The sequence below is a fragment of the Hydrogenophaga sp. FW305-3-2-15-A-LB1 genome, assembly GCF_058787875.1.
In genome coordinates, this window is sequence record NZ_JBYTAE010000055.1 from 18,716 (window position 1) to 43,192 (window position 24,477).

The 24,477-nt window shown below is 70.0% G+C and carries 25 protein-coding genes and 1 pseudogene; 5 read left to right on the forward strand and 21 right to left on the reverse strand.

Annotated features, from left to right (window positions below; translation table 11 throughout):
* The first annotated feature begins 32 nt into the window (after window positions 1–32).
* Window positions 33–236, forward strand: a complete 204-nt coding sequence (locus AC3WPZ_RS17330; protein ID WP_291112721.1) for a putative motility protein — start codon at window positions 33–35, stop codon at window positions 234–236.
* 9 nt (window positions 237–245) lie between these two features.
* Here AC3WPZ_RS17330 and AC3WPZ_RS17335 read toward each other — a convergent pair whose 3' ends face one another.
* The gene (locus tag AC3WPZ_RS17335; RefSeq protein WP_444687542.1) at window positions 246–1,145 is read right to left on the reverse strand and encodes a LysR family transcriptional regulator; all 900 of its coding nucleotides are present in this window, start codon (window positions 1,143–1,145) and stop codon (window positions 246–248) included.
* Window positions 1,146–1,265: 120 nt separating this feature from the next.
* Here AC3WPZ_RS17335 and AC3WPZ_RS17340 point away from each other — a divergent pair, with 120 nt between their 5' ends.
* Window positions 1,266–1,703: a PACE efflux transporter gene (locus AC3WPZ_RS17340; RefSeq protein ID WP_444687543.1), complete on the forward strand. Its 438-nt coding sequence runs from the start codon at window positions 1,266–1,268 to the stop codon at window positions 1,701–1,703.
* 121 nt (window positions 1,704–1,824) lie between these two features.
* Here the strand turns inward: AC3WPZ_RS17340 and AC3WPZ_RS17345 are convergent, their stop codons facing one another.
* The 6 genes from AC3WPZ_RS17345 to AC3WPZ_RS17370 all read right to left on the reverse strand — a co-directional run bounded on the left by AC3WPZ_RS17345 (window position 1,825) and on the right by AC3WPZ_RS17370 (window position 7,437).
* On the reverse strand, window positions 1,825–2,640 hold the full coding sequence (locus tag AC3WPZ_RS17345) for a crotonase/enoyl-CoA hydratase family protein (RefSeq protein WP_382322089.1): 816 nt from the start codon (window positions 2,638–2,640) through the stop codon (window positions 1,825–1,827).
* Between the two features lie 3 nt (window positions 2,641–2,643).
* Window positions 2,644–3,273, reverse strand: a complete 630-nt coding sequence (locus AC3WPZ_RS17350) for a TetR/AcrR family transcriptional regulator (RefSeq protein WP_444687544.1) — start codon at window positions 3,271–3,273, stop codon at window positions 2,644–2,646.
* Window positions 3,274–3,357: 84 nt separating this feature from the next.
* Window positions 3,358–4,329 carry a PDR/VanB family oxidoreductase gene (locus tag AC3WPZ_RS17355; RefSeq protein WP_492440753.1) on the reverse strand — a complete coding sequence of 324 codons (972 nt, stop codon included), beginning with the start codon at window positions 4,327–4,329 and terminating at the stop codon, window positions 3,358–3,360.
* A 10-nt stretch (window positions 4,330–4,339) separates the two neighbouring features.
* The gene (locus AC3WPZ_RS17360; RefSeq protein ID WP_444687546.1) at window positions 4,340–5,131 is read right to left on the reverse strand and encodes an SDR family NAD(P)-dependent oxidoreductase; all 792 of its coding nucleotides are present in this window, start codon (window positions 5,129–5,131) and stop codon (window positions 4,340–4,342) included.
* Between the two features lie 7 nt (window positions 5,132–5,138).
* Window positions 5,139–6,116 carry a Bug family tripartite tricarboxylate transporter substrate binding protein gene (locus AC3WPZ_RS17365; protein ID WP_382322093.1) on the reverse strand — a complete coding sequence of 326 codons (978 nt, stop codon included), beginning with the start codon at window positions 6,114–6,116 and terminating at the stop codon, window positions 5,139–5,141.
* Between the two features lie 46 nt (window positions 6,117–6,162).
* Window positions 6,163–7,437, reverse strand: coding sequence for a Rieske 2Fe-2S domain-containing protein (locus AC3WPZ_RS17370; RefSeq protein ID WP_382153795.1), 1,275 nt, complete (start codon window positions 7,435–7,437; stop codon window positions 6,163–6,165).
* Between the two features lie 153 nt (window positions 7,438–7,590).
* On the opposite strand from AC3WPZ_RS17370, the gene AC3WPZ_RS17375 reads away from it, so the two are divergent.
* Window positions 7,591–8,340, forward strand: a complete 750-nt coding sequence (locus AC3WPZ_RS17375; RefSeq protein WP_382153793.1) for an IclR family transcriptional regulator — start codon at window positions 7,591–7,593, stop codon at window positions 8,338–8,340.
* A gap of 48 nt (window positions 8,341–8,388) precedes the next feature.
* Window positions 8,389–8,775 carry a DUF1090 domain-containing protein gene (locus AC3WPZ_RS17380; RefSeq protein ID WP_382322095.1) on the forward strand — a complete coding sequence of 129 codons (387 nt, stop codon included), beginning with the start codon at window positions 8,389–8,391 and terminating at the stop codon, window positions 8,773–8,775.
* A gap of 19 nt (window positions 8,776–8,794) precedes the next feature.
* Here AC3WPZ_RS17380 and AC3WPZ_RS17385 read toward each other — a convergent pair whose 3' ends face one another.
* The 13 genes from AC3WPZ_RS17385 to AC3WPZ_RS17445 form a co-directional block, all read right to left on the reverse strand.
* Window positions 8,795–10,387 carry an MFS transporter gene (locus AC3WPZ_RS17385; RefSeq protein ID WP_444687549.1) on the reverse strand — a complete coding sequence of 531 codons (1,593 nt, stop codon included), beginning with the start codon at window positions 10,385–10,387 and terminating at the stop codon, window positions 8,795–8,797.
* Between the two features lie 55 nt (window positions 10,388–10,442).
* A complete protein-coding gene (locus AC3WPZ_RS17390; protein WP_492440757.1) occupies window positions 10,443–11,486 on the reverse strand; it encodes a 3'-5' exonuclease in 1,044 nt (347 codons plus the stop codon).
* Between the two features lie 28 nt (window positions 11,487–11,514).
* Window positions 11,515–12,498 carry a Bug family tripartite tricarboxylate transporter substrate binding protein gene (locus tag AC3WPZ_RS17395; protein ID WP_444687550.1) on the reverse strand — a complete coding sequence of 328 codons (984 nt, stop codon included), beginning with the start codon at window positions 12,496–12,498 and terminating at the stop codon, window positions 11,515–11,517.
* Between the two features lie 64 nt (window positions 12,499–12,562).
* The gene (locus tag AC3WPZ_RS17400; RefSeq protein WP_382322097.1) at window positions 12,563–13,525 is read right to left on the reverse strand and encodes a Bug family tripartite tricarboxylate transporter substrate binding protein; all 963 of its coding nucleotides are present in this window, start codon (window positions 13,523–13,525) and stop codon (window positions 12,563–12,565) included.
* Window positions 13,526–13,566: 41 nt separating this feature from the next.
* Window positions 13,567–15,333, reverse strand: a complete 1,767-nt coding sequence (locus AC3WPZ_RS17405; protein ID WP_492440759.1) for an FAD-dependent oxidoreductase — start codon at window positions 15,331–15,333, stop codon at window positions 13,567–13,569.
* 9 nt (window positions 15,334–15,342) lie between these two features.
* Window positions 15,343–16,401 (reverse strand): gentisate 1,2-dioxygenase, encoded by a 1,059-nt coding sequence (gtdA, locus tag AC3WPZ_RS17410; RefSeq protein WP_492440761.1) that lies wholly within the window; start codon window positions 16,399–16,401, stop codon window positions 15,343–15,345.
* The gene (locus AC3WPZ_RS17415; protein ID WP_444687554.1) at window positions 16,398–17,279 is read right to left on the reverse strand and encodes a fumarylacetoacetate hydrolase family protein; all 882 of its coding nucleotides are present in this window, start codon (window positions 17,277–17,279) and stop codon (window positions 16,398–16,400) included. The genes gtdA and AC3WPZ_RS17415 overlap by 4 nt, the downstream gene beginning before the upstream one ends.
* A gap of 41 nt (window positions 17,280–17,320) precedes the next feature.
* On the reverse strand, window positions 17,321–17,641 hold the full coding sequence (locus AC3WPZ_RS17420) for a 2Fe-2S iron-sulfur cluster-binding protein (protein WP_382322101.1): 321 nt from the start codon (window positions 17,639–17,641) through the stop codon (window positions 17,321–17,323).
* Window positions 17,642–17,662: 21 nt separating this feature from the next.
* Entirely contained in the window at window positions 17,663–18,901 is a 1,239-nt protein-coding gene (locus tag AC3WPZ_RS17425) for an NAD(P)/FAD-dependent oxidoreductase (RefSeq protein WP_492440764.1), read from the reverse strand.
* A complete protein-coding gene (locus AC3WPZ_RS17430; RefSeq protein ID WP_382322103.1) occupies window positions 18,898–20,139 on the reverse strand; it encodes a cytochrome P450 in 1,242 nt (413 codons plus the stop codon). The genes AC3WPZ_RS17425 and AC3WPZ_RS17430 overlap by 4 nt, the downstream gene beginning before the upstream one ends.
* A 13-nt stretch (window positions 20,140–20,152) precedes the next feature.
* Window positions 20,153–21,091, reverse strand: coding sequence for a hydroxymethylglutaryl-CoA lyase (locus AC3WPZ_RS17435; RefSeq protein ID WP_492440766.1), 939 nt, complete (start codon window positions 21,089–21,091; stop codon window positions 20,153–20,155).
* Complete coding sequence (locus AC3WPZ_RS17440; protein ID WP_492440768.1) at window positions 21,088–22,353, reverse strand: CaiB/BaiF CoA transferase family protein; 1,266 nt, start codon at window positions 22,351–22,353, stop codon at window positions 21,088–21,090. The genes AC3WPZ_RS17435 and AC3WPZ_RS17440 overlap by 4 nt, the downstream gene beginning before the upstream one ends.
* 26 nt (window positions 22,354–22,379) lie before the next feature.
* Window positions 22,380–23,378, reverse strand: coding sequence for a LysR family transcriptional regulator (locus tag AC3WPZ_RS17445; protein WP_492440770.1), 999 nt, complete (start codon window positions 23,376–23,378; stop codon window positions 22,380–22,382).
* Window positions 23,379–23,551: 173 nt separating this feature from the next.
* On the opposite strand from AC3WPZ_RS17445, the gene AC3WPZ_RS17450 reads away from it, so the two are divergent.
* Window positions 23,552–24,214 (forward strand): TetR/AcrR family transcriptional regulator, encoded by a 663-nt coding sequence (locus tag AC3WPZ_RS17450; protein WP_382322107.1) that lies wholly within the window; start codon window positions 23,552–23,554, stop codon window positions 24,212–24,214.
* A 38-nt stretch (window positions 24,215–24,252) separates the two neighbouring features.
* Here AC3WPZ_RS17450 and AC3WPZ_RS17455 read toward each other — a convergent pair.
* Window positions 24,253–24,477 (reverse strand): annotated as a pseudogene (locus AC3WPZ_RS17455) (copper-transporting ATPase); the annotation flags it as partial.

Here is a 24,477-nt window from a genome sequence, read left to right on the forward strand (position 1 = left end):
AGAGGCATCTTTTCTCCCCGCTTGGAAGCCCCATGGACGTTTCTCCCGCCGCCCTTGTTCACGCCGTCGCCGACATGAAGCGCGATCAGGTCACCAGCGAAGTGCAGATCCAGGTGCTGAAGAAGGCGCAGGACATCCAGTCGTCCAGCGCCATGGCGATGCTCAACGCCTTGCCGGCCGCCCTGCCGCTGGCCAGCGGCGGCTCGCTGGGCACGCAGGTCAACGCGCTGGTCTGAGCGCCCGGCTCAGGCCGCTCCGCTCGTCGCGGCCTGCCGCATCAACTCGATGAAGCGCTTGGCACCGAGGCCCATGGGCCGGTCGGTGTGCCACACCACGTCCACCCACACGCGCAGCTGGTTGCTGATGTTGTTGAAGCGGATTTCCGTCAGCGTGCCGGCCGCCACCATGGGCGCGATGAGGCTGCGCGGCAGGTAGGCCCAGCCCAGGCCGGCCTGCACCAGGCTGAGCGTGGCGAGGTGGCTGTCGGTGCGCCAGATGTGGCGCGAGAGCAGCAGGCGGGGGTCGCGCCCGCGCGGGTCGCGGCTGACCACGGCGATCTGGCGGATGTCGATCAGGTCGTTCAGCTGCAGCTGGCCCTGGCGCGCCCGCACCTCGGGGTGAGAAGGTGAAATCACCGCCACCAGGATTTCCTGACCCAGTTCCTGAAAGCCTTCGCGCTCATCGGTGCCCGGGCGCTCGAACACGAGCGCGAGCTGCGCGTCGCCCGCGTGCAGCATGCGCAGCGCATCGGCCTGCGGGGCGGACAGCACTTCGACGATGAGCGCGGGGAACTCGGTGGCCAGCACGGCCAGCGGCTGGCTCCAGGGTGCGGACAGCAGCTCGGGCGCGATGGCGATGGTGAGCTGGCGCTCCAGCCCCTGGTGCAGGCCTTCGGCGTGCGCCTGCAGCTGGCGCAGCTGGCTGGCGAGCTGCCGGGCCTGCGGCTCCAGCGCGCGCGCCACGTCGGTGGGTCTGGGTTCGCGCGCGCTGCGGTCGAACAACACGAGATCGAGCTCGGCTTCCAGGTGGGCAATGGTCATGCTCACGGCCGAGGGCACGCGCCCGAGCTGGCGCGCGGCGGCCGAAAACGAGCCGGCGTCGAGCACCGCGAGGAAGACGCGCACGTTGTCGCTGGAAAAGGCCATGGCGGCTAACTTATCAGATTTTCTGAAAGTATCTGACTTTTATCGTCAGCCAAGCCGACCTACCATGCGCTCATTGCCTCAGCCACACTGGCCCGGAGGCCAGGGAAATCGGAGTTCGCCATGCAAGGCATCAAACGCAAAGTCGTCTACATCACCCTCTACGAGATCATCGCCATCACCATGTCCACCACGGGCCTGGCCCTGCTGTCGGGCGCCAACATGGGCCACGCGAGCGTGGCGGCCATTGCCGCTTCGGCCATCGCGGTGATCTGGAACCTGGTCTACAACACCTTGTTCGAGCGCTGGGAGGCGCGCCAGGCCAAGCGCGGGCGCAGCGTGCTGCGCCGCGTGGCGCACGCCATCGGTTTCGAAGGGGGCCTGGTGATCACGCTGGTGCCGCTGTTCGCCTGGTGGCTGGACATCTCGCTCTGGCAGGCCTTCGTGCTGGACCTGGGCCTGATCGTGTTCTTCCTGGTCTACACCTTCGTGTTCAACCTGGCGTTCGACAAGATCTTCGGCCTGCCGGCCTCGGCCCAGCCCGCGCCGCAGGGCGCCTGAAGCAACGCCCACCAGAGGCATCGAGGGTCCGGCTTCGCCGGCCCAAGATGCCGTCCCCCCTCGAAGCGCCGAAGGCGCGCCACGGAGGGGGGAAGCCGCGCAGCGGCGCAGGGGGGTGCTTCTAGATCGTCTTGAAATCGCCGCTGCGGCCCAGGCCGGCGGCGAAGCGGCCCGCGCCGTCGGCGCCCTGCTCCCAGTGCGCCTCCACGCCGTTGTGCCATTCACGGCGCATGGCTTCGCGCAGGGGCAGGCCGTAGGTTTCGTGCACGGTGCGGCGGTCGGCGCGCACAGCGGCCTGCGGGAAGCGCGCGATCTCCTGCGCCATGGCCTCGGCGGCCGCGCGCGCACCGCCCTCGCCCACCACCTTCTCGCACATGCCGATGGCCAGCGCTTCGGTGGCCGGCACCTTGCGGCCGGTGAGGATGATTTCCATCGCGCGGCCCTGGCCCACGAGCCGGGGCAGGCGCACGGAGCCGCCGTCCAGCAAGGGGATGCCCCAGCGCCGGCAGTAGACGCCGAAGTAGGCGGTGTCGGCCATGACGCGGATGTCGCACCACAGCGCGAGCTCCATGCCGCCGGCGACGGCCGGGCCTTCCACGGCGGCGATGACGGGTTTGGAGAGTTCGAGCCGCGTGGGCCCGAGCGGGCCGCGCGGCGCGTCGTTGGCGCCCATGGGGAAGGCCAGGCCGCGCGAGATGTCGGCGTCGAACTTCTCGCGGTCGTTCAGGGTGCTGGCGTACTTCAGGTCCCAGCCGGCGCAGAAGGCGCCGCCCTCGCCCCAGAGCACGGCCACGGAGGCGCTTGAGTCCTTGTCGAAGGCCTGCAGCGCGGCCACGAGGGCATCGGCGCTCTCGGGGTCCATCGCGTTGCGCGCTTCGTCAAACCGGCTGTGGACGATGGTCCAGACCGGGCCGTTCTTTTCGGTTCGCACTGCCATGTGTCATGTCTCCTGCTGTCCGGCGGCGCGCCGGCGGGTGGTCAATGAATGCTCGATGAGCTGCCTGGGGGAAAGCTTGGCGAATTGCAGGCGCCCGGCCTGGTGCAGCACCAGCGTGCCGATGAGCTGCGCGAAGGTGGCCATGGCCTCGGCGTCGGGCGGGCTGTGGCGGCTGCGCCGGGCGTGCGGCGAGAGCAGCACCAGGGTGTCCATCAGCGCCTTGTTGAGCGCGAGGTCGTGTTCCTTGCCGACGCCGAGTTTCTTCAGGCCGTTGAAGGCGTAGAGGCCGAGGTTCACCTCGTAGGGGCGCGCGAGGTAGTGGTCGAGAAAGGCCTTGGCGGCGCGCTCGTGCGGCAGGCCCGCGCCCGCGCCGCTGGCGGCGGCGGACACGTGGGCGTGCAGGTCGGCCAGCGAGGTGGCGAGCAGCTCGGCGTAGATCAGCTCCTTGCTCGCGAACAGCGGGTAGATGGCGCCGGTGGTGCAGCCGGCGCGCTGCGCGATCTGGCGCATGGTGGCGCCCTGCAGGCCCTCTTCGCCAAACACCTCGCTCGCGGCGGCGAGGATGGCCACGCGCTTCATGTCGCGCACGCTGGACGCCCAGGGGCCGGTGGAACTCGATGGGGGAGGGTTCATGTATCAACGGTACGTTTCAGTAACGTTGTTATATTACCGCCGAAAAAAGAGCCGCGCAAGGGCCGCGCGGCGGGTGGGGTGGGCTCAGGCGTCGAGCACGAGGCGGCCCGAGCGGCAGCGCGAGACGCAGACCATCATGGACTTGTTGGCCGCGCGCTCCTGCTGGGTGAGGATGAGGTCGTGGTGCTCCACGTCGCCCGAGATGACCTTGGTCTCGCAGGCGCCGCACACGCCTTCGCGGCAGCTGTGGTCCAGGGTCACGCCGGCGTCGAGCAAGGCGTCGAGCAGCACCACGCCGGGCGCGACCTGCACGGTCTTGCCGGACTTGCGCAGTTCCACGCTGTAGCCCACCGCGGCCGTGGTGTCGGCCACGGGCGCGCCGGCGGCGAAGCGTTCCAGGTGCACGTTCGCCTGGCCCAGTTGCGCGCAGGCGCGTTCGTAGGCGTCGAGCATGGGCGCCGGGCCGCAGGCGTAGAAGTGGGTGTCCTTGGCGTGGCCGTCGAGCAGTTGCACGAGGTCGGGTGGCCCGCCGTGTTCGTCGTCGAAGTGGCAGCGCAGCGACAGCGCGGGGTGCGCCCGCACCAGGGCCTCGATGTCGGCCACGAAGGCCGCTTCCTTGCGGCTGCGCGCGCAGTAGATGAGCCAGGCCGGGCGCTGCAGTTCGGCCAGGCGCTGGAGCATGGCGAACACCGGTGTGACGCCGATGCCGCCGGCCAGCAGCACGCTGCGCGGCGCGTCTTCCTGCAGCCGGAAGTGGTTGCGCGGCGCACCGATGGCGATGACCTGGCCCACGCGCAGCTGCTCGTGCACGTAGCGCGAGCCGCCCCGGCTGTGCCGGTCGTTGAGCACGGCGACCACGCAGCGGTGGCTCTCGCCCGGGTTGGTGAGCGAGTAGCTGCGCACCAGGCCATTGCCCAGGTGCAGGTCGATGTGGGCACCGGCCTCCACCACCGGGAAGGCCGTGGCCGGCGCCACGGGGCGCAGCTCGACGCTGACGATGCCGGAGGCCTCGTGCCGGAGGTTGTAGACCAGGGCCTGCAAGGGGATGGACGACATCGCTGGCGCCTCACATGATGTGCAGCCCACCGTCGACCATCAGCGTGGTGCCGGTGATGAAGGAGGCCTCGCCCGAGGCCAGCCACACGATGGGCCAGGCGATCTCCTCGGGCGACGCCCAGCGGCCGATGAGCGAGGTGTCCTTGCGCTCGGTCTTGAGCTGTTCGACGCTCTTGCCCGAGCCCTGCGCGCGGCCGACGTGGAAGTCGGTCAGTGTGGAGCCGGGGCAGACGGCGTTGGCGCGCACGCCGTGCGGCGCTTCCTCGAAGGCCAGGCTGCGCGTGAACGCGAGCTGAGCCGCCTTGGTCGCGTCGTACAGCGCCATGCCCTTGCGCCCGGTCACGGCGTAGCAGGACGAGACGTTGACGATGGCGCCCGCGCCGCTGTGCCGCAGGGCCGGCAGGGTCGCGCCGCAGTAGTTGGACATGCCCACCAGGTTCACGCCCACCATGGCCTGCCATTCGGCGGCCGTGGCGTTGGCGGCGGCGGTGTAGTTGCGCATGGCCGCGTTGTTGACCAGGATGTCGAGCCCACCCCATTGCCCGGTGCACTGCGCCACCGCCGCTTTCGCGGCGGCCTCGTCGGCCACGTTGGCGGCAACGGTGCTCACGCGCGCTTGCGGCATGGCCTGCAGGATGCTTTCCTGGGTGCGCGCCAGGGCCTGGGCGTCGGCGTCCACCAGCAGCACGGCCGCGCCTTCGCGGCAGAACAGCCGGGCCGCGGCGGCGCCGATGCCGGCGCCCCCGCCGGTGATCAGCGCGGTCTTGCCCGCCAGACGGGGTTCGCGTTGGGGTTCGCTCATGGGTCGCTCACTCCGCCTTGGCGCCGGTGGCCTTGATGACCTTGCCCCAGCGCACGATCTCGGTGCCGATCCAGTCGCTGAACTGCTTGGGCGAGCCCGCGATGATGTCGAACTCCATCTCGTGCAGGCGCTTCTGGATCTCGGGCGAGTTCAGGATGCGCACCATCTCTTCGTTGTAGCGGTTGATGATGGCCGGTGGCGTGCCGGCGGGTGCGAGCAGGCCGATCCACGAGGTGGCCTCGAAGTCCTTCAGGCCGGACTCGGCGAGCGTGGGCACATCGGGCGTGCTGGGAAAGCGCTTGGGGCCGGTGGAGGCCAGCAGCTTGAGGCGGCCTTCCTTCACGAAGCCCTGCACGTTGCCCGGCACGAAGAAGCCGGCCTGGATGTTGCCCGCGATCAGGTCGGTGACGGCCGGGCCCGCGCCCCGGTAGGGCACGTGCGTCATGTGGAAGCCCGCCGCCGACTTCATCATTTCCATGGTGAGGTGCGAGGCGCTGCCCATGGCGATCGAGCCGTAGGTGTATTTCGTCGGGTTGGCCTTGGCCTTGGCGATGAAGTCCTTGACGTCGGTGAAACCGGAGGCGGGGTTCACCGCCAGGTATTGCGGCGCCTTCACCGCGAGCGTGATCGGGGCCAGGTCCTTCACCGGGTCGTAGGGCATCTTGTCGAACAGCGTGACGTTGATCGCCAGCGGACCGTTGTAGCCGATCAGCAGCGTGTGCCCATCGGGCGCGGAGCGCGCCACTTCATAAGCGCCGATGTTGCCGCCCGCGCCGGGCTTGTTCTCGACCACGAAGGGCTGGCCGAACGCCTTCTGCAGCTCGGGGCCGATCAGGCGCGCGAGCACGTCGTTGGTGCTGCCGACGATGGGCACGATGATGCGCACCGGCTTGCTCGGGCGCCAGTCGGCGCCTTGCGCCCAGGCCGAGGTGGCCGCGCAGGCCGCGAGCGCGACGGCGGCCGCGAGTTTGAGATGGGACTTCATGGGTGTCTCCTGTGTTGGTCTGTCGTGGGGGAAAAGGGGAAGCCGCTCAGAGGCTGAAGACCGGTTTCTTCGTGGCGTCGGCGAGTTCCTCGCGCGCCCAGGCCACGGGGTCCTGCTCCTTGGGCAGCAGCACGCCGGCGGGGCGCACATGCTGCGCGCTGGCGTCGAGCGCGGGCGGCGTCTGGCCCTGCTCCAGGCCGAGCGCGGCTTCGTGCAGCATGCGGCGCGCCATCACGATGGCCTTGTCGGTGGGCAGCAGTTTCTCGGCCTCGTGGTCCTGGATGGTGCCCATGCTTTCCTGCAGCGAGTAGTCCTGCGCGGAGAAGCCGAAGACGCCGCTGTAGGAACGGTCTTCGCGCTGCGCCACGCGGTCCATGCCGTAGTCGTTGTCGCGGTTCTGCCTGGGGATGAAGCTGCCCGGCGCCTCGTACTCGACGTGGATGCCCTTGCCCTCCTGCATCGCGGTGCGCTCTTCCTCGGTGAGCGGCTGGCCGGGTTGCCAGTTGATGCTCCAGGCCCAGCAGTTGTGGTCGTCGATCGGCACCCACACATGGCCACCCAGCGCGTGGTCGCCGAACGGCGCGATGAGCGTGAACCAGGGGAACAGCCACTGCGTGATGCGCCAGTAGTAGGAATCGGGCTCGCCGTTGCGGCGGCCGAACAGGCTCAGGCCGAAGGGCGTCTGCTCGATCTCGAACTTCACGTTGCCGTCGGCCTTGATGTAGTCCAGCGCCTTGACGCCCTGGTGCATGGGGTCGGTGTCGACCTCGAAGCGGTGCACGTAGGACACGTGGGCGGTGTCGATGCCGCCTTCCATGGCCTGCAGCCAGTTGCTGTATTGCAGGCGCTTGGAGACGAACACGTGTTCGGGCGGCAGCGTGCACCACTCCAGCTCGGGCGGCGCGGGCTGCTGGTCGGCCGGGCCCATGTAGGTCCAGACGATGCCGCCGCGCTCGACGCAGGGGTAGCCCTTGATGTGCATGCGCGCGCAGGCCTGCGGCGCGGAAGGCACGTCCACGCACTGTCCATCGCCGTCGAACTTCACACCGTGGTACGCGCAGCGGATGCCGTTTTCCTCGTTGCGGCCGAAGTAGAGCGAGACGCCGCGGTGCGAGCAGAACTCGCCGATCAGGCAGGCCTTGCCGTCGGTGTTGCGAAAGGCCAGCAGCTTCTCGCCGAGCAGCTGTACGCGCACCTGCGGCCCGTCGGCCTCGGGGATTTCGCTCGATGCCAGCGCGGGCACCCAGTAGCGGCGCATGAGGTTGCCCATGCGGGTGCCGGGACCGACGCGGGTGAGCGTTTCAGACATTTCCTTGTTCACTGGGGGACTCCGTGGGGTGGGTTGCTTGTACGTCAGGTGAGACAGGTGTCCATTCTAGAAATCCCACTTGATCCATGTCAAAGAAAATGAGCTGACTGTCCATCAGGCGGACGCATTTCATACAATGTGGGCTCCAACACCCGGGAGATGGCGATGAGCATCGACAAGAGCAACGAAGGCGTGCGCGCCGTGGACCGCGCGCTGGACATCCTGATGGCCTTTCGCGCGGGCGACCGGCAGCTGAGCGCGAGCGAGCTGCTCAAGCGCGTGGACCTGAGCCGCCCCACGCTGTACCGGCTGCTGCGCACGCTGGAGCTGCGCGGTTTCATCGTGTCCGTGGGCGAGCCGCAGCGTTTCCAGCTCGGCCCGTCGGTGGCGCACCTGGCGCACATGTGGACCTCGGGCCTGGACCTGGCCACGCTATCGCAGCCCATGATGCGGCGCCTGTGGGAACAGACGGGCGAGACGGTGGCGCTGCTGGTGCACCACGGCGAGGAGCGGGTGTGTGTGGCGGAGATGCCGAGCGCGCAGCCGCTGAGCTTCAAGCGCGGCGTGGGCCACAGCGAGAAGGTGATCCTGGGCGCGAGCGGGCGCGCCATTCTCGCGTTCGCGCCCGATGCGCTGCACTACATCGAGGGCCGCATCCCGAAGGCGCGCCAGAAGGCCTACCTGGACGAGCTGGTGCGCATCCGCGAGGCCGGCTATGCGATCAGCCGCGACGAGCTGATCCGGGGCGCGGTGGCGATCGCCGCGCCGTTTTTCTCGGCCGGCGCCAAGGTGGTGGGCTCGCTCGCGGTGTACGGCCCGAGCGCGCGCGTGGACGACGCGCAGGTCAGGCGCATCGCGCAATGGCTCCTGGAGGCCGCGCGCGATCTCTCGCAGAAGGCCGGCGCCGGCCCATAGCGCGCGGGCCTATGATGGCCGCTTCATCCCCTCAGGAAGGAACCGCCCATGAAAGCCATCGCCGCCCTGTGCTGCGCCTCTGCCCTGCTGGTGTTCGCCGCGCCGACGCTGGCCAACGAGCCCTCTTCCGCCTGCCAGGCCAAGCGCCGCAACATCGAGGCCCAGCTGGCCAACGCCACCGAGCACGGCCGCAAGCAGGAAGTGGCCGGGCTGAAGAAGGCCTTGCGCGCCAACCAGGCCAACTGCACCGACGCGTCGCTGGAGAAAGAGCGCAGCGCCGAGATCAGACAGGCGCAGAAGAAGGTGGCCGAGCGCGAGAAGAGCCTGCGCGAGGCCCAGCAGAAAGGCGACCCGAAGAAGCTGGCCGAGCGCCAGGCCAAGCTGGACGAGGCGCGCCGTGAACTGACCGAGGCCGAGCGGCCGATCGAGCGCTGAACGGCCTGCGCGCCGCCGTTCAGACGGTGGTTTCCATCAGGCAGCGGGTGACGCGCGGCGGTTCGTCGCCGAGGTGAAAGGCGAGCTTGCGGTCGCGCAGCGCGACGTCGGCGGCGGTGACGCGGTCGAAGCGGCGCAGGTGGTCCGTCCACGACTCGTCGACGATGACCTCGACGAAGCGGCCCGGGTCGTTGATGTCGTGCAGCAGCTCCCAGGACAGGGCGCCGTGGCGCAGCCGGCCGCGCCGGCTTTCGTTGAGCATCAGCAACCGGAATTCCGCCGCGCGCGCGGGGTCGACGCGGTACTCGATGCTGACCATCACATGGCCATGCCCCGGCGGCTCGGGGGTCGACGGGGCGGGGAAGATGCGCTTGGGGGTGAGGTCGTCTTCCAGCCCGGCGTCGGGCATCCAGCGGTTGACGGCCGCCATGGCGCTGATGCCGCTGACGGCGGCGATGCCCAGGCAGATGGGCACGCTGGTCCAGGTGGCGACCTGGCCCCAGAGCGCCGCGCCCGCCGCGCTGCCGCCCATGATGGACATCTGGTAGATCGACATGCCGCGCGCGCGCACCCAGTCGGGCAGGCCCATCTGGATCGACACGCTGAGCGTGTTGGCCACGGTGATCCAGGCCGCGCCGCCGAGGAACATCGCGGGCACGGCGATCCAGAGCTGGTGGGTCACGGCCATGACGGCCATCGCCGTGGCCTGCACCGCGGCGCCGCGCAGCACCAGGCCGTCGCGCGAGTAGCGGCGGCGCAGGCGCGGCAGGAAAGCGGTGGAGGTGATGGCGCCCGCGCCCATGGCCGCCAGCAGCAGGGTGAAGGTGCCGGCGCCGCCGTCCTGCATGCCGCGCGCGATCAGGGCCAGCAGGGCCATCAGCGCGGTGGAGTGGAAGAAGAAGATCGAGATGCGCAGCAGCACGCCCTTGAGCAGGTAGGACTGCGCCACGTACTGCAGGCCCACGCGCATCGCCGAGCCCAGGCGCTCGCGGCCCAGCGGGTTGGGGGTGTGCTCGCGCTTCCAGCGGCTGATGATGATGGCCGCCCCGATCGACAGCAGCGCGTTGAACAGGAAGACCCAGGCGCTGCCGGCGCTGGCGATCAGCGCGCCGGCGACCAGCGGGCCGATGATGCGCGAGGCGTTCATCGACACGCCATTGAGCCCGAGCGCCGCCGGCAGCTGCGAGCGGGGCACGAGCTCGGGCACGATGGCCGAGAAGACCGGCCAGCGCATCGCCATGCCGATGCCGTTGGCGAAGATCAGCACCAGCAGCAGCGGGGGCGTCATCACGTCGAGGAAGATGACCACGCTCAGCAGGGTGGCCACCGCCGCCACCCACAGCTGGGTGAAGAGGAAGTAGCGCTTGCGGTCCAGGTTGTCGGCCAGCGCCCCGCTGGGCAGGCCGAGCAGGAACACGGGCAAGGTGGCGGCCGTCTGCACTAGCGCCACCCACAGCGGCTTGGTGGTCAGCGAGGTCATCATCCAGGCCGCCGCCACCTCGCTCATCCACATGCAGATGTTGGCCATGAGCCAGGTGGTCCACAACATGCGGAACACCGGCAGACGCAGGGGAGCGATGGGCGAGAGGCTGTCGTCGTCGGCTTGGGACATGGTGGGGCCACTGTAAAGGACAAAGCCAGGGCCGCTGCGCCCGGGAAAGGGGTTCTTACAGCCCTCTTTGCGACACCACGCCCGGTCTGGCCGAGTAGCGCACCAGGCCGTCCAGGGCCTCGATCTCCACGCGCGCCTGGCGCCGGCCATAGACCTCGGCCTTGAGCCATTCGAGTTCGGCGTCCAGGCGTTCCTGGTCGGCCAGGGTGCAGTACCAGACCTTGGCGTCGCCGTCCCACCGGTAGCCCCGGGCCTTGAGCAGGTCCTTGGACTCGAACGGCGAGCCGGTGGCGCGCAGCTTGAAGCTGGCCTGGGTCGCCACCGAGATCAGCCGGTTCAGGCCGGTGGCCGGGCCCTGCGGGCCCACGGGCCGCGAGAGCACCTGCAGCAGGGCGTGGCAATCCACCTGGGCGCGGTGGGCGTCGTAGAACCAGCCGTGGTTCTGCGCCAGCGCGCTGAGCTTGGCCGACTCGGCGCCCGCGGCCTTCCAGTTGATGTCCGCGAAGGAGCAGGCCCAGGCCTTGGCCGCGAAGCCGGGGAAGCGCGCTTCCACGAAAGGGCGGTCGAAGCCGGCGTTGTGCGCCACGATGAGATCGGCTTGGGCCACCAGGGCCTCGACCTGCGCATCGTCCAGCCGGTGCCCGGCCACCATGTCGTCGCTGATGCCGGTCACCTGCTGGGCCACGGCCGGGATCGGCATGCCCGGGTCTTCAAAGCCTTCGAACAGCGTCACCGGCCCGAACGGCAGGCCCGAGGCGAGGTCCACGTCCACCAGCAGCATGGCCAGTTCGATGATCTTGTCGGCCTGGTGCGACAGGCCGGTGGTCTCGGTGTCGAGCACCAGCACGCGCCGGCTGCCCGACGCGGCCTGCCCGGCCTGCGCGGGGCCGTAGTCCGTGACGGGCACGAGGCGGCGCAGGACGCGGAAGTCGGGGTTCCGCTCCAGGCGTTGCGCCATCTCCTCCAGGGTAAGTGTGGGCGGGAGCGGGGCGCAGGGCGCCGGCTTGGCCCGTCTGGCACGCGAGACAGAGGGGGCGGCGGGCACGGGCAGGGGCTCCAACGGGCCCGGCAGGTCAAATTCGAAGCTGGACTGATTCATCCATGAAGCCTACCTCACCCGCCGCCTCTCAAGGCATTTCAATCCGAGCTGCGCTGATGATGCCCTTCCACATGGCCGCCTCCGCCGCGAGGTGGGTGCCGAATTCCTCGGCCTTGAAGGCGGAGGGCACCAGGCTCATGCCGCGGATCTGCTCCTGCATCTTCGGCTCGGCCATCATGGCCGCGAACTCGCTGCGCAGCCGCGCGACCACGGGCGCGGGCGTGCGCGTGGGCACGAACATGCCGTACCAGTAGGTCATGGTGTAGCCGCCGGGAATCAGGTTGAGTTCCTGCAGCGTGGGCAGCTCGGGCAGGCCGGGATCGCGCGCCAGGCCGGTGGTGGCCAGGCCACGCACGGTCTGCGCAGCGATCTGCACCTTCTGCGTGGTGAGGTTGTCGATCGAGCTGTCGATCTGGCCGCTGGCCACGCCCTGCGCAACCTCGCCACTGCTCTTGTAGGGCACGTGCACCATCTCCAGCCCGGCGCGGGCCTTGAGCAGCTCCAGCGCCAGGTGGCCGGCCGAACCCACACCGGCCGACCCAAAGGTGTACTTGCCGGGGTTGGCCCGCACGGCGGCCAGGAATTCGGGCGCGGTACGGAACGGCAGCTTCGGGTTGACCACCAGCGCGAAGTTGCCCACGCCCACCTGGCCGATGGGCACGAAGTCGCGCAGGAAATCGAAGCGGGTCTTGCGCAGGTAGGGCAGCAGCACCACGGGCGAGGCGGTGAGCAGCACGGTGTGGCCGTCGGCGGGCGCGGCGGCGACGAATTCCGTGCCCAGCTGCGTGCCGCCGCCGGGTTTGTTTTCCACGATCACGGCCTGGCCCAGCGGTGTCGCCAGGCGTTGCGCGATCAGCCGGGCCACGAGGTCGGTGCCGCCGCCCGGGCCTTGCGGCACCACGAGGCGGACCACGCGTTCCGGGTAGTCGGCGGCCAGGGTCGTGGGGGCGACGGCCGCGATGCCGGCGAGGGCGAGGGCGTGCATCACGCCGCGAAGGAATGTTCTTCTCATGTCGGTCTCCTGGGGGGTGGTCGTCGGGTCGGGTCTGGCTGCCCGTTCGCTGACGCCGCGGGTGTCAGTCGCCGCGGATGTCGTTGCTTTCGATCAGCTTCTTCCACATGGCGGCCTCGGTCGCCACGTTGTCCTTGAACTGCGCGGGGCCCAGTTCGGAAGGCAGCAGCACGAAGTCCTTCACGCGCTGCAGGATCTCGGGGTCCTTCATCGCGGTGGTGAACTCGCGCTGCAGGCGCTGCACCACGGCCGCGGGTGTGCGCACCGGGACGAAGAGCCCGTACCAGTAGGTCATGTGGTAACCGCCGGGCACCACGCCGGTCTCGTTGAAGGTGGGCAGCTGCGGCAGGTTGGGGTCGCGCGCGAGCCCGGTGGTCGCCAGCGCCCTCACCTTCTGGGTGTCGATCAGCGCCTTCTGGATCGTGAGGATGTCGATCGACACGTCGATCTGCCCGCTCAGCAGGGCCTGGGCGATGTCGCCGCTGCTCTTGTAGGGCACGTGCACGAGCTCGATGCCGGTCTTGCTCTTGAGCAGTTCCAGCGCCAGGTGCCCGGCCGAGCCCATGCCGGCGGAGCCGTAGGTGTACTTGCCCGGGTTCGCCTTGGCGGCTTCGATGAACTCGGCCAGGGTGCGGAACGGCAGCCTGGGGTTGACGACCAGCGCGAAGGTGCCCAGCCCCACCTGGCCGATGGGCGTGAAGTCGCGCGGCAGCTCGAAGCGCGTCTTGCGCAGGTAGGGGATGGTCAGCACCGAGGACGACGACAGCATGATGGTGTGCCCATCGGGCGGCGAGGAAGCCACGTACTCGGCACCGGTCTGCGTGCCCGCGCCGGGCCGGTTCTCGACCACGATGGGCTGGCCCAGGGAAGGCGACATCTTCTGGGCCAGCACGCGCGCCACCAGGTCGGTGCCGCCGCCGGTGCCGTGGGGCACGACGAATTTGATGACACGCGTGGGAAAGTCATTGGCCAGGGCCGTCAGGGGCAGCACGGCGGCCAGCAGGAGGGTGGGCAGGTGGAGGCGCATGGTTCGTGTTCTGGAAGTGGGGTGAACAGCGGGGATGGCGTTCAATCGAGTGTGGCGGCGGCCCCTGCCCCGGTCCATTCGCTTTTGGCCCGCGCGGGCTTCGCGTTCTGCGAAGCAGCCGACGGTGTGCCCGCCGAGTCCACGATGTGGCGCGCGGCCCGGTAGGCGAAGGCGATGGCCGGCCCGAGGTTGCAGCCCGCGGCAGGGTGCGTGCCCAGGCTGGGGTTGTTCATGTCCACGCCGCAGGCGTACAGGCCAGGGATCGGTGCGTTGTCGGCATCCAGCACGCGGGCGTGCGTGTCGGTGACCAGGCCGCAGGTCGTGCTGCTGTCCCCCGGGTAGAGGCGCACCGCGTAGAACGGCCCCTGCGCGATCTCGCCCAGGCAGGGGTTGGGGCCGTGCGCCGGATCGCCGTCGCCCCGGCTGTAGATGTCCGCACCCTTGCGGAACTCGAGGTCGACGCCAGTGCGCGCATAGCCGTTGAGCCGCTCGACCGAGGCCTGCAGGCCGGCGGCGTCGATGCCCAATTTTTCGGCCAGCGCGGCCAGCGTGGGCGCCTGCACGAGGTAGCCCTCGCGGACGAAGGAGCGGTAGGGAAACGGGAACGGCCGCACCAGGCCCATGCCGTACTTGCGCAGAAATCGTTGGTCGCCGATCAGGTAGGCCGGCACCGCGCCGGCCGCGTGCATGGCCATCACGAAGTCGTGGTACGAGCAAGCCTCGTTGACGAAGCGCCGGCCGTGGGCGTCCACCACGATGGCGCCCGGCTTGCAGCGGTCCAGCCGGAAGTGCGGGTGCTTGACCACCTCGCCGTTCTTGCGGCGCAGCACGGAGACCGGTGCGCGGCAGTAGTCCGACACATTGCCCTGGGCCATGCGCCCACCCACGTCCATGGCGCGGCGCAGGCCGTCGCCCACGTTGCTCTCGGGCGGCAGGCCGATGTGCTCGGCGGCGTAGGCGGTGTGTGCCGCGCGCATCACCGGATCGCCCGAAAACCCACCCGAGGCCAGCACCACCGCGCCGGCGCGCACTTCCTGACGCACACCGTTCTCCTCGAAGACCACGCCGCTCACGCGGCCTGCGTCCTGGATCAGCCGGATGAACGGCGCGTTCACGCGCAGGTCCACGCCACTGTCCAGCGCCGACTTCAGCAGCATGCCGATCAGCGCGTTGCCGCGCTGGCGGCGCGTGGAGCGGCCGTACAGCAAAAGGTCCGAGTAGTGCTTGAACAGCCGCCGGGCGCTGTAGAGGAAGGCGCCGGGCGACTGCAGCGCCGCGCTCAGCTGCGCGAGGTCGCGGCTGTCGGTCTGCATGCCGTGGAACACGGTGATGGCGGGCAGCGGGTTCTTGATGAGCTTGTAGGCCTTGCCGAGTTGGCGGTCATCGAAGGGCTCGGGGTAGACCGTGCGCCCCTTGATGCCGGCGCCGGGCACGTCGGTGCGGTAGTCGGCGCCGCCGTAGAGGCGAAAGCGCACGCTGCTGTGCTGTTCGAGGAAGTCGACCGCCTCGATGCCGCCTTCCAGCCAGGCGCGCACCTGCGCGGCATCCATGCGCTCGCCCACGAGGTGGGCGAGGTAGGTCATGGGCGCCTCGGGGTCGGTTTCGGCCGGCACGTGGCGGTTGCCAGGCAGCCAGGCCGCGCCGCCGGAGGTGGCGCTGGTGCCGCCCACCTGGGCGGTTTTTTCCAGCAACAGCACACGGCGGCCCAGCGCGCGCGCCACGACGGCGGCCGTCAGGCCCGCGATGCCGGAGCCGACGACGACCACGTCGACGTTGGCGGAGAGATTCGGAAAGGTGGAGGCTTGCATGGGCGGGCTCTAGGTGGGGAAGGATTCGCGCCACAGGTCCAGCGCCTGCTGGACGGGCCGATCGGAATAGCTGAACAGCACGGTGTCTTCGTCGGCCTCCAGCTGGTACGGCATCCACGAAGGGCACACGAACACGTCGCGCGGCCCGAAGGCCATCTCGTGATCGCCCACGGTGCAACGCCCCCGGCCCTCGACGACCGCGTAGACCGTGGAATCGGTGGCGCGGTAGGCGGCACCGCGAAAACCGCCGGGCAGCAGCTGCATGAAGGTGCCGATGGTGGGCATGGCCCAGCCGCCGGTCAATGGGTTGGTGTACTGCAGCTTATGGCCCCAGCAGGCGTGCGGGTCTTCGGCGCGCGCGAGCGTGTGCAGCGCCTCGCGCGTGCGGTCGTAGGGGTACCAGAACAGCGGCGAGGTGCGCGAGCGGCTCACGTGCTCGACCGGCTTGAGCGTCTGGCCGAAACGCGCGAGGTTGCTGCCCGCGTGGGCGTGCGGCACCTGGGTCTCCTGCGCCCCGTCCTCGCGGAACTGGGCGTCGAGCAACTCGACGATGGGCAGGTCCAGCCCGTCGAGCCAGACCATGGGCTCGCTGGAGAGGTTGCCATGGTCGTGGAAGGTCCAGGAGGGCGTGATGACGAAATCACCCACGTGCATGGTGACGCGCTCGCCGTCGACCGTGGTGTAGGCGCCATCGCCCTGCAGGATGAAGCGCAGCGCCGATTGCGAATGCCGGTGCGAGGGCGCGACTTCGCCGGGCAGGATCAGTTGCAGGCCCGCATAGAGGCTGTGCGTGACACGCGTCTGCCCGCGCAGGCCGGGGTTTTCCAGCACGATGACGCGGCGCTCGGCTTCGCGCGCGGTGATCAGGCGCCCGCTCTCCTGCAGCCAGGGCCACACCGTGTCCCACGACCACAGGTGGGGCAGGCAGGGCGTCTTGGGCGTGCGGGTCACCACGCCGTGCAGCACCTCCCACAGGGGCGCGCAATGCCCCGCATCGATGCGGCCGTAGAAGGCCGCGCGGTCGGCCTGGGCCGATGGGGCCACGCCCCGCACCACGGCGGCCGTCATGCCACGCACTCCGGCTGCGGCTGGGCGGCGCGCACCTGCACGCTGATCTGCCCCACGCCGTCGAAAGCACAATCGATGCGGTCGCCGGGCAGCACCGGGCCGACGCCCTCGGGCGTGCCGGTGAGCAGCACGTCGCCCGGGTGCAGCGTGTAGAACGAAGACGCGAACTCGATCAGCGTGCCGATGTCCAGCACCATGTCGCGGGTGTTGGCCGACTGGCGGGGTTCGCCGTTGACGGTGAGCCAGAAATCGATGTTTGACGGGTCGGCGATTTCATCGGCGGTGACCAGCCAGGGCCCGAGCACGGTGAAGCTGTCCACCGACTTGCGCAGGCTGCGCTCCTCGGGGCCACGCGCCGTCATGTCCAGGCCCACCGCGTAACCGGCCACATGAGACAGCGCCTGCGCGCGAGTGATGTTGCGCCCGGCCTTGCCGATGACCACCGCCAGCTCCGCCTCGTGGTCGTTGCGCCGATCCAGGTGCTGCAGCGCCACGCCCTCATGGGGCCCGACCACGGAGCTGGTGGCCTTGAGGAACAGGCCGATCTGGCGGATCTCCTTCACCTGCTGGTGGTGGTGGATGTCGGCCTGGGCGCGCGCCTCGTCGAGGTGTCTGGCGTAGTTGACGGGTGCGGCCACGATCTTGCCGGGGTTGGCCACCGGGCTGAGCAGGCGCGCGCCCGCCAGCGGGCGCGCCTTCGCGGTGGGGAGCAGGCGCTCGATCGCTTCGCGCACCTGCGCGAGATGGGCGATCAGCGGGTCCACGCGCGGCAGTGGGTAGCGCACCTGCGGCAGCACATCGAGTGCGGCCGTCACGTCGTACAGCGTCTGCTCGCGCACCACGCCCAGGCGGTCGTCGTCGTATCGACAGAGTTTCATGAGGGAACCTTGAATCGTTGCGAAAAAAGAAGTGCACTCGCTCAGTACTGCGAAGCCGGCACGCGCAGCACCAGCCCGTCGATGGCCCGGCTGACGGCCAGCTGGCAGGCCAGGCGGCTGCCGTCCTCCACGCCCACGGCGAAGGCGAGCATCTTGAGCTCCTGCTCGCCGCGCGGTGGCAGCCGGGCCATGCCCTCGGCATCCACGTACACGTGGCAGGTGGCGCAGGCGCAGGCGCCGCCGCAGTCGGCGTCGATGCCGGGCACGTTGTGCGCCACGGCGACCTCCATCACCGAGGCGCCTTCGTCGCCCTGGCAACGCAGCTGTTCGCCATCGGCGGTCTGAAATTCAATGTGGATCATGAAAAGCGGTTCCTGAAAACATCACACGGGTGCCGCCACGAGCGCCGACGCGGACGCGGACGCGGGTTGCAGCGGAAACAAGGGATCGGCCAGTTGCGCCGGGTTCACCGGCGTGCCGGTGCGGATGAGCGCGCGGCCGGCCATGAAATCGCCGGCCGCATCGAGCGCCTCGACGCACAGCACGCGGTCGCCACGCAGGTACCACACGGACTGCGCCACCGCGCGCTCGCCCGCGCCCTGGCGCAGCACCACGGCGTCGTGCCCCTGGGGCAGGCCCGCGACCTGGAGCCGGTGCGTGTACTGGTCCGACCAGAACCAGGGCACGGCGGGCGGTGGCGGCGCGCGGCCGGCGATTGCGGCGGCCGCCGCCTTGGCCTGGTCGATCGCGCCTTGCACGGACTCCAGCCGTGGCCGCGCACCGTCGCGCGACTCGGTGCAGTCGCCGATCGCGAACACACCGCTCGCGCTGGTCCGGCCCTGCTCGTCCACCACGATGCCCCGAGCACACTCGATGCCCGCGGCCTGCGCCAACTCGATGCGCGGCAACGCCCCGATGCCCACCACCAGCGCGTCGAAGGCCTCGGTCTGGCCGCCGGATGCCAGCCACACGCCCTCCTCCGATGCCCGCACGCCGTCGAGCGACACGCCCAGGCGCAAGCGCACACCCTGGTCCTCGTGGACGCGCTGCACACGCCGCGACGTGGCCTCGCCCACCGAACGCTGCATCACGCGCAGCGCGGCCTCGAACACCGTCACGTCGATGCCTTGTGCCCGGGCCGCGGCAGCAACCTCCAACCCGACGTAGCCACCTCCCACGACGGCCAGCCGGCGGCAGCCGCCCAGGCCGGCGCGCAGCGCCTGCGCATGGGCCAGCGAGCGCAGCACGTGCACGCGCGGTGCATCCGCGGCCAGCCCTGGCAGGCGCCGCGCGCGCGCGCCGGTGGCCAGCACCAGCGCGGCATAGGGCAGGCGTTCGCCGTCGGCCAGCAACACCTCGGCCGCCTGGACATCGATGCCTTGCACGCGTGTGTCCAGGCGCAGCTCGCAGCGCGCGGTGTCGAAGAACGACAGGGGGCGCAGCAACAGTGCCGATGCGTCGCCATCGCGCAGGAAGGCCTTGCTCAGCGGCGGGCGCTGGTACGGCGGCGACGCTTCCTGCCCCAGCACCACCAAGGGACCTTGATGCCCGCCCTGCCGCAGCGATGCCACGAACTGGCAGGCCGCCTGCCCGGCCCCCACCACGACCACCGGAGCGCTCATGACAGGGCCACCGGCATGCGGCGGATGCCGCGAAAGCGCGCATTGGGGTTGAAAGCCAGGCCGGCGCGCAGGTCCATCTTCGGGAAGCGCCGCGTGATCGCCGGCAACGCGATCGCCGCTTCCAGCCGCGCCAGCGGCCGGCCCAGGCAGACGTGGATGCCGGCACCGAACGCCAGGTGCGGGTTGGGACGGCGGCCGAGGTCGAAGCGCTCCGGCTCGGTGAACACGCGCTCGTCCCGGTTGGCGGAGGCCTGCGCGATGACCACTTCGACACCGGCGGCGATGCGCGCGCCCGAGGGCAGCTCGATCTCGCGCGTGGTGCGCCGGCCCTGCAGCTGCAGCGGGCTGGTGTAGCGCAGGCATTCTTCGATGCCGGTGCCGACGATGACCTCGTCGCCGGCCATGCGTTCGAACTGGTCGCGGTTGCGCAGCAGCGCCAACGTGGACAGGCCAATCAGGTTGGTGGTGGTCTCGTGGCCGCCGTTGAGCAGCAGGATGCACATGTGCACCATCTCGTTTTCGCTGATGGACTGCCCGCTCTTCTCGGCCTTGACGAGCGCGCTGATGACGTTGCTCGGCGTCTCTTCCACCGGCCGCGCGCGCCAGGCGTTGATGTGCTCCAGCAGGTAGGCCTTGAAGCCGGCGGCGGCCTGGTGGCCGTCGGCGATGGCCTGTGGTGTCACGCGCGGGTTGAGCGGGAACAGCACCTGGGCCCCGAGGTCGCGGATGCGCGGACCGTCCGAGCGCGGCACGCCAAAGATGTCGCAGATCACCTGCACCGGAATCTGCGAGGCGAAGTCGGCCACGTAGTCGATTTCGCCGCGCCCATCGAGTTCGTCGAGCAGCTGGTCCACGATCTCGCGCACGCTCTGGCGCAGCCGCTCGATGCCCGTGGGCGTGAAAAAAGGATTGACGATGTCACGCAGGCGGTCGTGGTCGGGCGGATCGCGGAACAGCATGCTGGTGGTGTGGTGCTCCAGCAGCGGGCCTTCGCCGAACTTCTCGCGGTAGGCCGCGTCGCGGCTGACCACGCCCGAGAGGTCGCGCCAGACGGCCTTCACGTCGGCGTAGCGCGTCACCAGCACCGAACCATCGCTGTTGGCATGCACCGGCGTCTCGTCGCGCAAGGCGCGGAAGTACGGGTAGGGATCTTCGTAATACGCCGTTGGGAGCTGGAACAGGTCGAACGGCGCGGCCTGCTCGCGGGGGGCGGCCGGTGCCAAGAGAGAGGAATTCATGGAAAAGTCCTTGTCATGCGAGATGGGCGGGTGCGGGGTGGCGGGTGTGGAGAGGGCCGGCACGCGCCACCTGACTGTGGATCGCGTGGCCGACCAGCTCGGGTAGGCGGCGCGAGACGGGCAGCAGCCGCGCGAGGTCCACGCCGGTGTCCAGCCCCATGGCCGCGAACATGTGGACCGCGTCTTCCGTGCACGCGTTGCCGCTGGCGCCGGGTGCGTAGGGGCAGCCACCCAGCCCGCCGAGCGCGGCGTCGAAGCGCGTCACACCGGCCTGCAGGCCGGCCAGCATGTTGGCCAGCGCCATGCCACGGGTGTCGTGGAAATGCAGCGTCAGCGCCAGTTGCGGCAGCCGCGCGCGCAGCAGGGCCACCAGCTGCGTCACCTGCGCGGGATGCGCCATGCCGGTGGTGTCGCACAGGGTGAGCGCGCGCACCGCGCCCGCACCCAACCCGGCGATGCGCGCGGCCAGGCGCAGCACCTCCTGCGCATCGACCGCGCCTTCCATGGGGCAGCCGAAGGCGGTGGAGATCGACACCTGCACCTCGGCCTGCCCGGCGGTCACCGCCAGCACCTCGGCCAGCGCGGCCAGGCTGCGTTCGCGTGGCATGCGCAGGTTGCTCTGGTTGTGCGACTCCGAGGCCGACATCACGAAGTTGATCGCATCGGCGCGCGCGTCCAGTGCGCGCGCCGCGCCCCTGGCGTTGGGCACCAGCACGGCGTAGCACACGCCGGTCTGGCGGCGGATGCCTTGCATGACCTCCTGCGCATCGGCCAGCGGCGGGATCGCCTTGGGCGAGACGAAGGCGGTCACCTCGATGCGCGCGAAGCCGCAGTCGCTCAGCGCATCGACGAGCGCGATCTTGTCGGCCGTGGGCACGAAGCGGGCTTCGTTCTGCAGGCCATCGCGCGCGACGACCTCGTTGAAATGCACCCGCGAGGGCAACGCAGTCATGCGCCCTCCTCCCGCTGGACCACACCGGCGCGGCACAGGGCCTCGATGCGCTGCGCGTTCATGCCCAATTCGCTCAGCACTGCTTCGGTGTCCTGGCCGTGGCGCGGCGCGTTGCGGCGATGGCTGCCCGGCGTGCGCAGGAGCTTGGGCACGATGCCGGGCACGTCGATGCGGGTGCCGTCGTCCATGCGCAGCGTCTCGATCATGCCGCGCGCGCGGTAGTGCGGGTCGTCCGTGATGTCGGCCACGGTGTAGACGTGGCCGGCCGGTACCTGCGCCGCGTCCAGCGCGGCCAGCGCCTCGGCCCGGGTCAGTCGCGCGGTCCACGTGCCGATGGCGGCGTCGAGTTCCGGCGCCCGGGCCACGCGCCCGGCGTTGTCGGCCAGCGTGGCGTCCTCCGCCAGGTCGGGGCGGCCGATGACGGCCATCAGGCGGCGGAAGATGCTGTCCCCATTGCCGGCGATCAGCACATGACTACCATCGGCGCAGAGGTAGGCGTTGCTGGGCGCGATGCCCGGCAGAGCGCTGCCAGCCGGCTGGCGGACTTCGTTGAACAGGCTGTATTCGGGCAGCAGGCTTTCCATGCAGTTGAACACCGCCTCGTAGAGCGCCACATCCACCACCTGGCCCTGGCCGCTGCGGGCGCGTTCGTGCAAGGCCATGAGGACGCCCACCACCGCGTGCAGGGCAGCCAGCGTGTCGCCGATGCTCACGCCCACGCGCACCGGCACGCGGCCCGGCTCGGCCGTCAGGTGGCGCAGGCCGCCCATGGCCTCGCCGATCACACCGAAGCCCGGCTTGTCCTTGTACGGGCCGCTCTGGCCGTAGCCGCTCACGCGGGCCACGATCAGGCGCGGGTTGCGCGCCAGCAGCTGGACCGGGTCCAGGCCCCAGGCCTCCAGCACGCCAGGGCGGAAGTTCTCGATCAGCACATCGGCCGCGGCCGCGAGTTCGCGCACGATGGCCTGGCCTTCGGGCGAGCGCAGGTCCAGCGCGAGCGAGCGCTTGTTGCGCGACTGCACCTGCCACCACACCGAGGTGCCGTCCTTGAGCAGGCGCCACTTGCGCAGCGGATCGCCCGCGCCGGTGGGCTCGACCTTCACCACCTCGGCGCCGAAGTCGGCCAGGGTCTTGGCGGCGAAGGGGCCGGCGATGATCTGCCCGAGCTCGAGCACCTTGAGGCCGGCGAGCGCGCCGCCGGCAGGGGCATCGGCCGCGTCGGCGATCGGCTCGCCGTGGGGGAAAGAAGCTGTGTGGTTCATGGCGTCGGCAGTGTGTCCGCGCACCCTCACACTGTCCATTTGCGAATGGCCCCTTCGGTCTTCGCATTCCGCGAAGCGGCCGCCAGGTACTCGACGAAATCCGCGAGGTCGGCATCGTCCTCGCGCGGCGCGCAGGCGATCAGCATCTGGCGCTGGGCCCACGGATCGGCCAGCGGTCGGACGCGCAACGGCATCGCGCGCACCATGGGCTCGGTCGCGCCCTGCGGCAGCACCGCGATGCCCAGGCCCGACGCCACCAGGTGGCAGGCGGCGTCGAAGCTGCGTACCTGCATGCGCAGGCGCAGCGGCTTGCCCGCTCCGAGCGCGGTCTGCTGCTGCTTGAGCAGGATGGCCGCACCGGTGTTCAGGCCGATCAGGTCCTCGTCCAGCACGTCGGCGAAGGCGATGGGCCCCGCGTCATGAGCCAGGCGGTGGTGGGCGGGCAGCAGCAGCACCAGCTCGTCCCGCCGGAAGGGCAGCACCTGCAGGCCATCGACGTTCGGCCCCTCGACCAGGATGCCCACGTCGGCCCGGCCCTGGCGCAGGGCGGCGACCACCGCCTCCGAAACCTGCTCCTCCAGGTCCACGCGCACGTGCGGCCGCAGCCGGCCGTACGCCGCCAGCGGTGTGGGCAGGAACTGGGTGATGGCGGCGGTGCTCGCGCACAGGCGGATGTGCCGCGTGATGCCCGAACGCCGATCGGCCAGCTCGGAGCGCAGCAGGTCCAGCGTCTGCAACAGCGCCATGCCGTGGCGCGCGAACACACGGCCCGCTTCGGTGGCCGACAGGCCCTTGGCATGTCGCTCGAACAGCGGCTCGCCAAACGCGCCTTCGAGTTCGCGGATGCGCCGGCTGGCCGCGGCCAGCGCCAGGTGCGCGCCCTGCGCCGCCGCGGTCAGGCTGCCGCCGTTGACGCAGTCCACCGCGAGCCGGACCGAGATGAGGTCGAAGCGCGCGAGGTTGCACATCGGCAGGGAAAACGCCGACTCGGACCACAGGACCGGCGATGTCGAAGGGCTGGTCATAACAACAAAGAAACAGTCAGGATGGTTTGTATCATACGTGGACAAGCGGCCTGAAGCACCCCGATCCGACTAGGGAAAACGCGGAAATACCTCGATAGAATGCCTCGATCAGGAAGCGGTAATGGGCCCGACGGGGGTCACCTTCCAAACAGACGTGTTTATTTCTTCCTTCCATGAGCACTCCCGACACGCCCTCCTCCACCCCGTCGCCGCGGCACCGGCGCACACAGGCCGAGCGCACGCAACTGACGCAGCAGAAGCTCGTCAAGGGCGCCATCGCGCTGCTCAGGCAGAAGCGCTATGCGGGCTTTCGCATCGCCGAAGCCGCCAAGGTGTCCGGCGTCTCGCGCGGTGCGCAGACGCATCACTTTCCGTCGAAGGATGCGCTGGTGCTGCAGGCCCTGGAGGCGACACTGATCGAGAGCCAGCGCAAGGCGCTCGAACGCATCGCGCGCGCGCGCACCAAGCCGACCCGGCTGATGCAGGCGCTGATCGAGGACAGCGAGGACTTCTTCCTGGGCGAGGACTTTTACGTCGCGCTCGATCTGATGATGGTGGGCGGCGATCAACCGCTGGGCGTGGAGGTCAAACGGCTGCTGCGTCAGTACCGCATCTCGGTGGAGCGGGCCTGGCTGGAGGTTTTCGTCGAGGCAGGGCATCCGGCCGCACAGGCCGAGGACGTCATCTTCCTGACTTTCGCCATGGCGCGTGGCTTGAGCGTGCGCAAGCTGATGAGCGGGGAAGCGGCGCACTTCCCGCGCCTGTTCTCGCGCTGGGAGCTGCTGGCCAGCGACATGCTCGAGCCCCCACCCGCGCCCAGGCGCAAGGCCTCCTGAAGACCCGCGGGCTCAAGAGGCCGGGTGCGGAAGCAAGGTCACTCCTCGCGGATCGCCGCGCCGCGCAGCCGCAAGGCGTTGCCGATCACCGAGGCCGAGCTCAGGCTCATGGCCAGCGCGGCGATCATGGGCGACAGCAACCAGCCCGTGAACGGGTACAGCAGGCCCGCGGCCAGCGGAATGCCCAGGGCGTTGTAGAGGAAGGCGAACGCCAGGTTCTGCTTCATGTTGGCCACGGTCGCGACCGAGAGCGAGCGGGCCGT

Excerpts from the sequence above, each read along its gene's own strand:
- AC3WPZ_RS17445 (WP_492440770.1), bottom strand. The coding sequence starts at position 23,378 with ATGACCAGCCCTTCGACATCGCCGGTCCTGTGGTCCGAGTCGGCGTTT.
- AC3WPZ_RS17345 (WP_382322089.1), bottom strand. The coding sequence starts at position 2,640 with ATGGCAGTGCGAACCGAAAAGAACGGCCCGGTCTGGACCATCGTCCAC.
- AC3WPZ_RS17425 (WP_492440764.1), bottom strand. The coding sequence starts at position 18,901 with ATGAGCGCTCCGGTGGTCGTGGTGGGGGCCGGGCAGGCGGCCTGCCAG.
- AC3WPZ_RS17395 (WP_444687550.1), bottom strand. The coding sequence starts at position 12,498 with ATGAGAAGAACATTCCTTCGCGGCGTGATGCACGCCCTCGCCCTCGCC.
- AC3WPZ_RS17375 (WP_382153793.1), top strand. The coding sequence starts at position 7,591 with ATGAGCATCGACAAGAGCAACGAAGGCGTGCGCGCCGTGGACCGCGCG.
- AC3WPZ_RS17355 (WP_492440753.1), bottom strand. The coding sequence starts at position 4,329 with ATGTCGTCCATCCCCTTGCAGGCCCTGGTCTACAACCTCCGGCACGAG.
- AC3WPZ_RS17360 (WP_444687546.1), bottom strand. The coding sequence starts at position 5,131 with ATGAGCGAACCCCAACGCGAACCCCGTCTGGCGGGCAAGACCGCGCTG.
- AC3WPZ_RS17405 (WP_492440759.1), bottom strand. The coding sequence starts at position 15,333 with ATGCAAGCCTCCACCTTTCCGAATCTCTCCGCCAACGTCGACGTGGTC.
- AC3WPZ_RS17350 (WP_444687544.1), bottom strand. The coding sequence starts at position 3,273 with ATGAACCCTCCCCCATCGAGTTCCACCGGCCCCTGGGCGTCCAGCGTG.
- AC3WPZ_RS17440 (WP_492440768.1), bottom strand. The coding sequence starts at position 22,353 with ATGAACCACACAGCTTCTTTCCCCCACGGCGAGCCGATCGCCGACGCG.
- AC3WPZ_RS17335 (WP_444687542.1), bottom strand. The coding sequence starts at position 1,145 with ATGGCCTTTTCCAGCGACAACGTGCGCGTCTTCCTCGCGGTGCTCGAC.
- AC3WPZ_RS17400 (WP_382322097.1), bottom strand. The coding sequence starts at position 13,525 with ATGCGCCTCCACCTGCCCACCCTCCTGCTGGCCGCCGTGCTGCCCCTG.
- AC3WPZ_RS17390 (WP_492440757.1), bottom strand. The coding sequence starts at position 11,486 with ATGAATCAGTCCAGCTTCGAATTTGACCTGCCGGGCCCGTTGGAGCCC.
- AC3WPZ_RS17450 (WP_382322107.1), top strand. The coding sequence starts at position 23,552 with ATGAGCACTCCCGACACGCCCTCCTCCACCCCGTCGCCGCGGCACCGG.
- AC3WPZ_RS17380 (WP_382322095.1), top strand. The coding sequence starts at position 8,389 with ATGAAAGCCATCGCCGCCCTGTGCTGCGCCTCTGCCCTGCTGGTGTTC.
- AC3WPZ_RS17340 (WP_444687543.1), top strand. The coding sequence starts at position 1,266 with ATGCAAGGCATCAAACGCAAAGTCGTCTACATCACCCTCTACGAGATC.
- AC3WPZ_RS17430 (WP_382322103.1), bottom strand. The coding sequence starts at position 20,139 with ATGAATTCCTCTCTCTTGGCACCGGCCGCCCCCCGCGAGCAGGCCGCG.
- AC3WPZ_RS17420 (WP_382322101.1), bottom strand. The coding sequence starts at position 17,641 with ATGATCCACATTGAATTTCAGACCGCCGATGGCGAACAGCTGCGTTGC.
- AC3WPZ_RS17330 (WP_291112721.1), top strand. The coding sequence starts at position 33 with ATGGACGTTTCTCCCGCCGCCCTTGTTCACGCCGTCGCCGACATGAAG.
- AC3WPZ_RS17365 (WP_382322093.1), bottom strand. The coding sequence starts at position 6,116 with ATGAAGTCCCATCTCAAACTCGCGGCCGCCGTCGCGCTCGCGGCCTGC.
- AC3WPZ_RS17435 (WP_492440766.1), bottom strand. The coding sequence starts at position 21,091 with ATGACTGCGTTGCCCTCGCGGGTGCATTTCAACGAGGTCGTCGCGCGC.
- gtdA (WP_492440761.1), bottom strand. The coding sequence starts at position 16,401 with ATGACGGCCGCCGTGGTGCGGGGCGTGGCCCCATCGGCCCAGGCCGAC.
- AC3WPZ_RS17385 (WP_444687549.1), bottom strand. The coding sequence starts at position 10,387 with ATGTCCCAAGCCGACGACGACAGCCTCTCGCCCATCGCTCCCCTGCGT.
- AC3WPZ_RS17415 (WP_444687554.1), bottom strand. The coding sequence starts at position 17,279 with ATGAAACTCTGTCGATACGACGACGACCGCCTGGGCGTGGTGCGCGAG.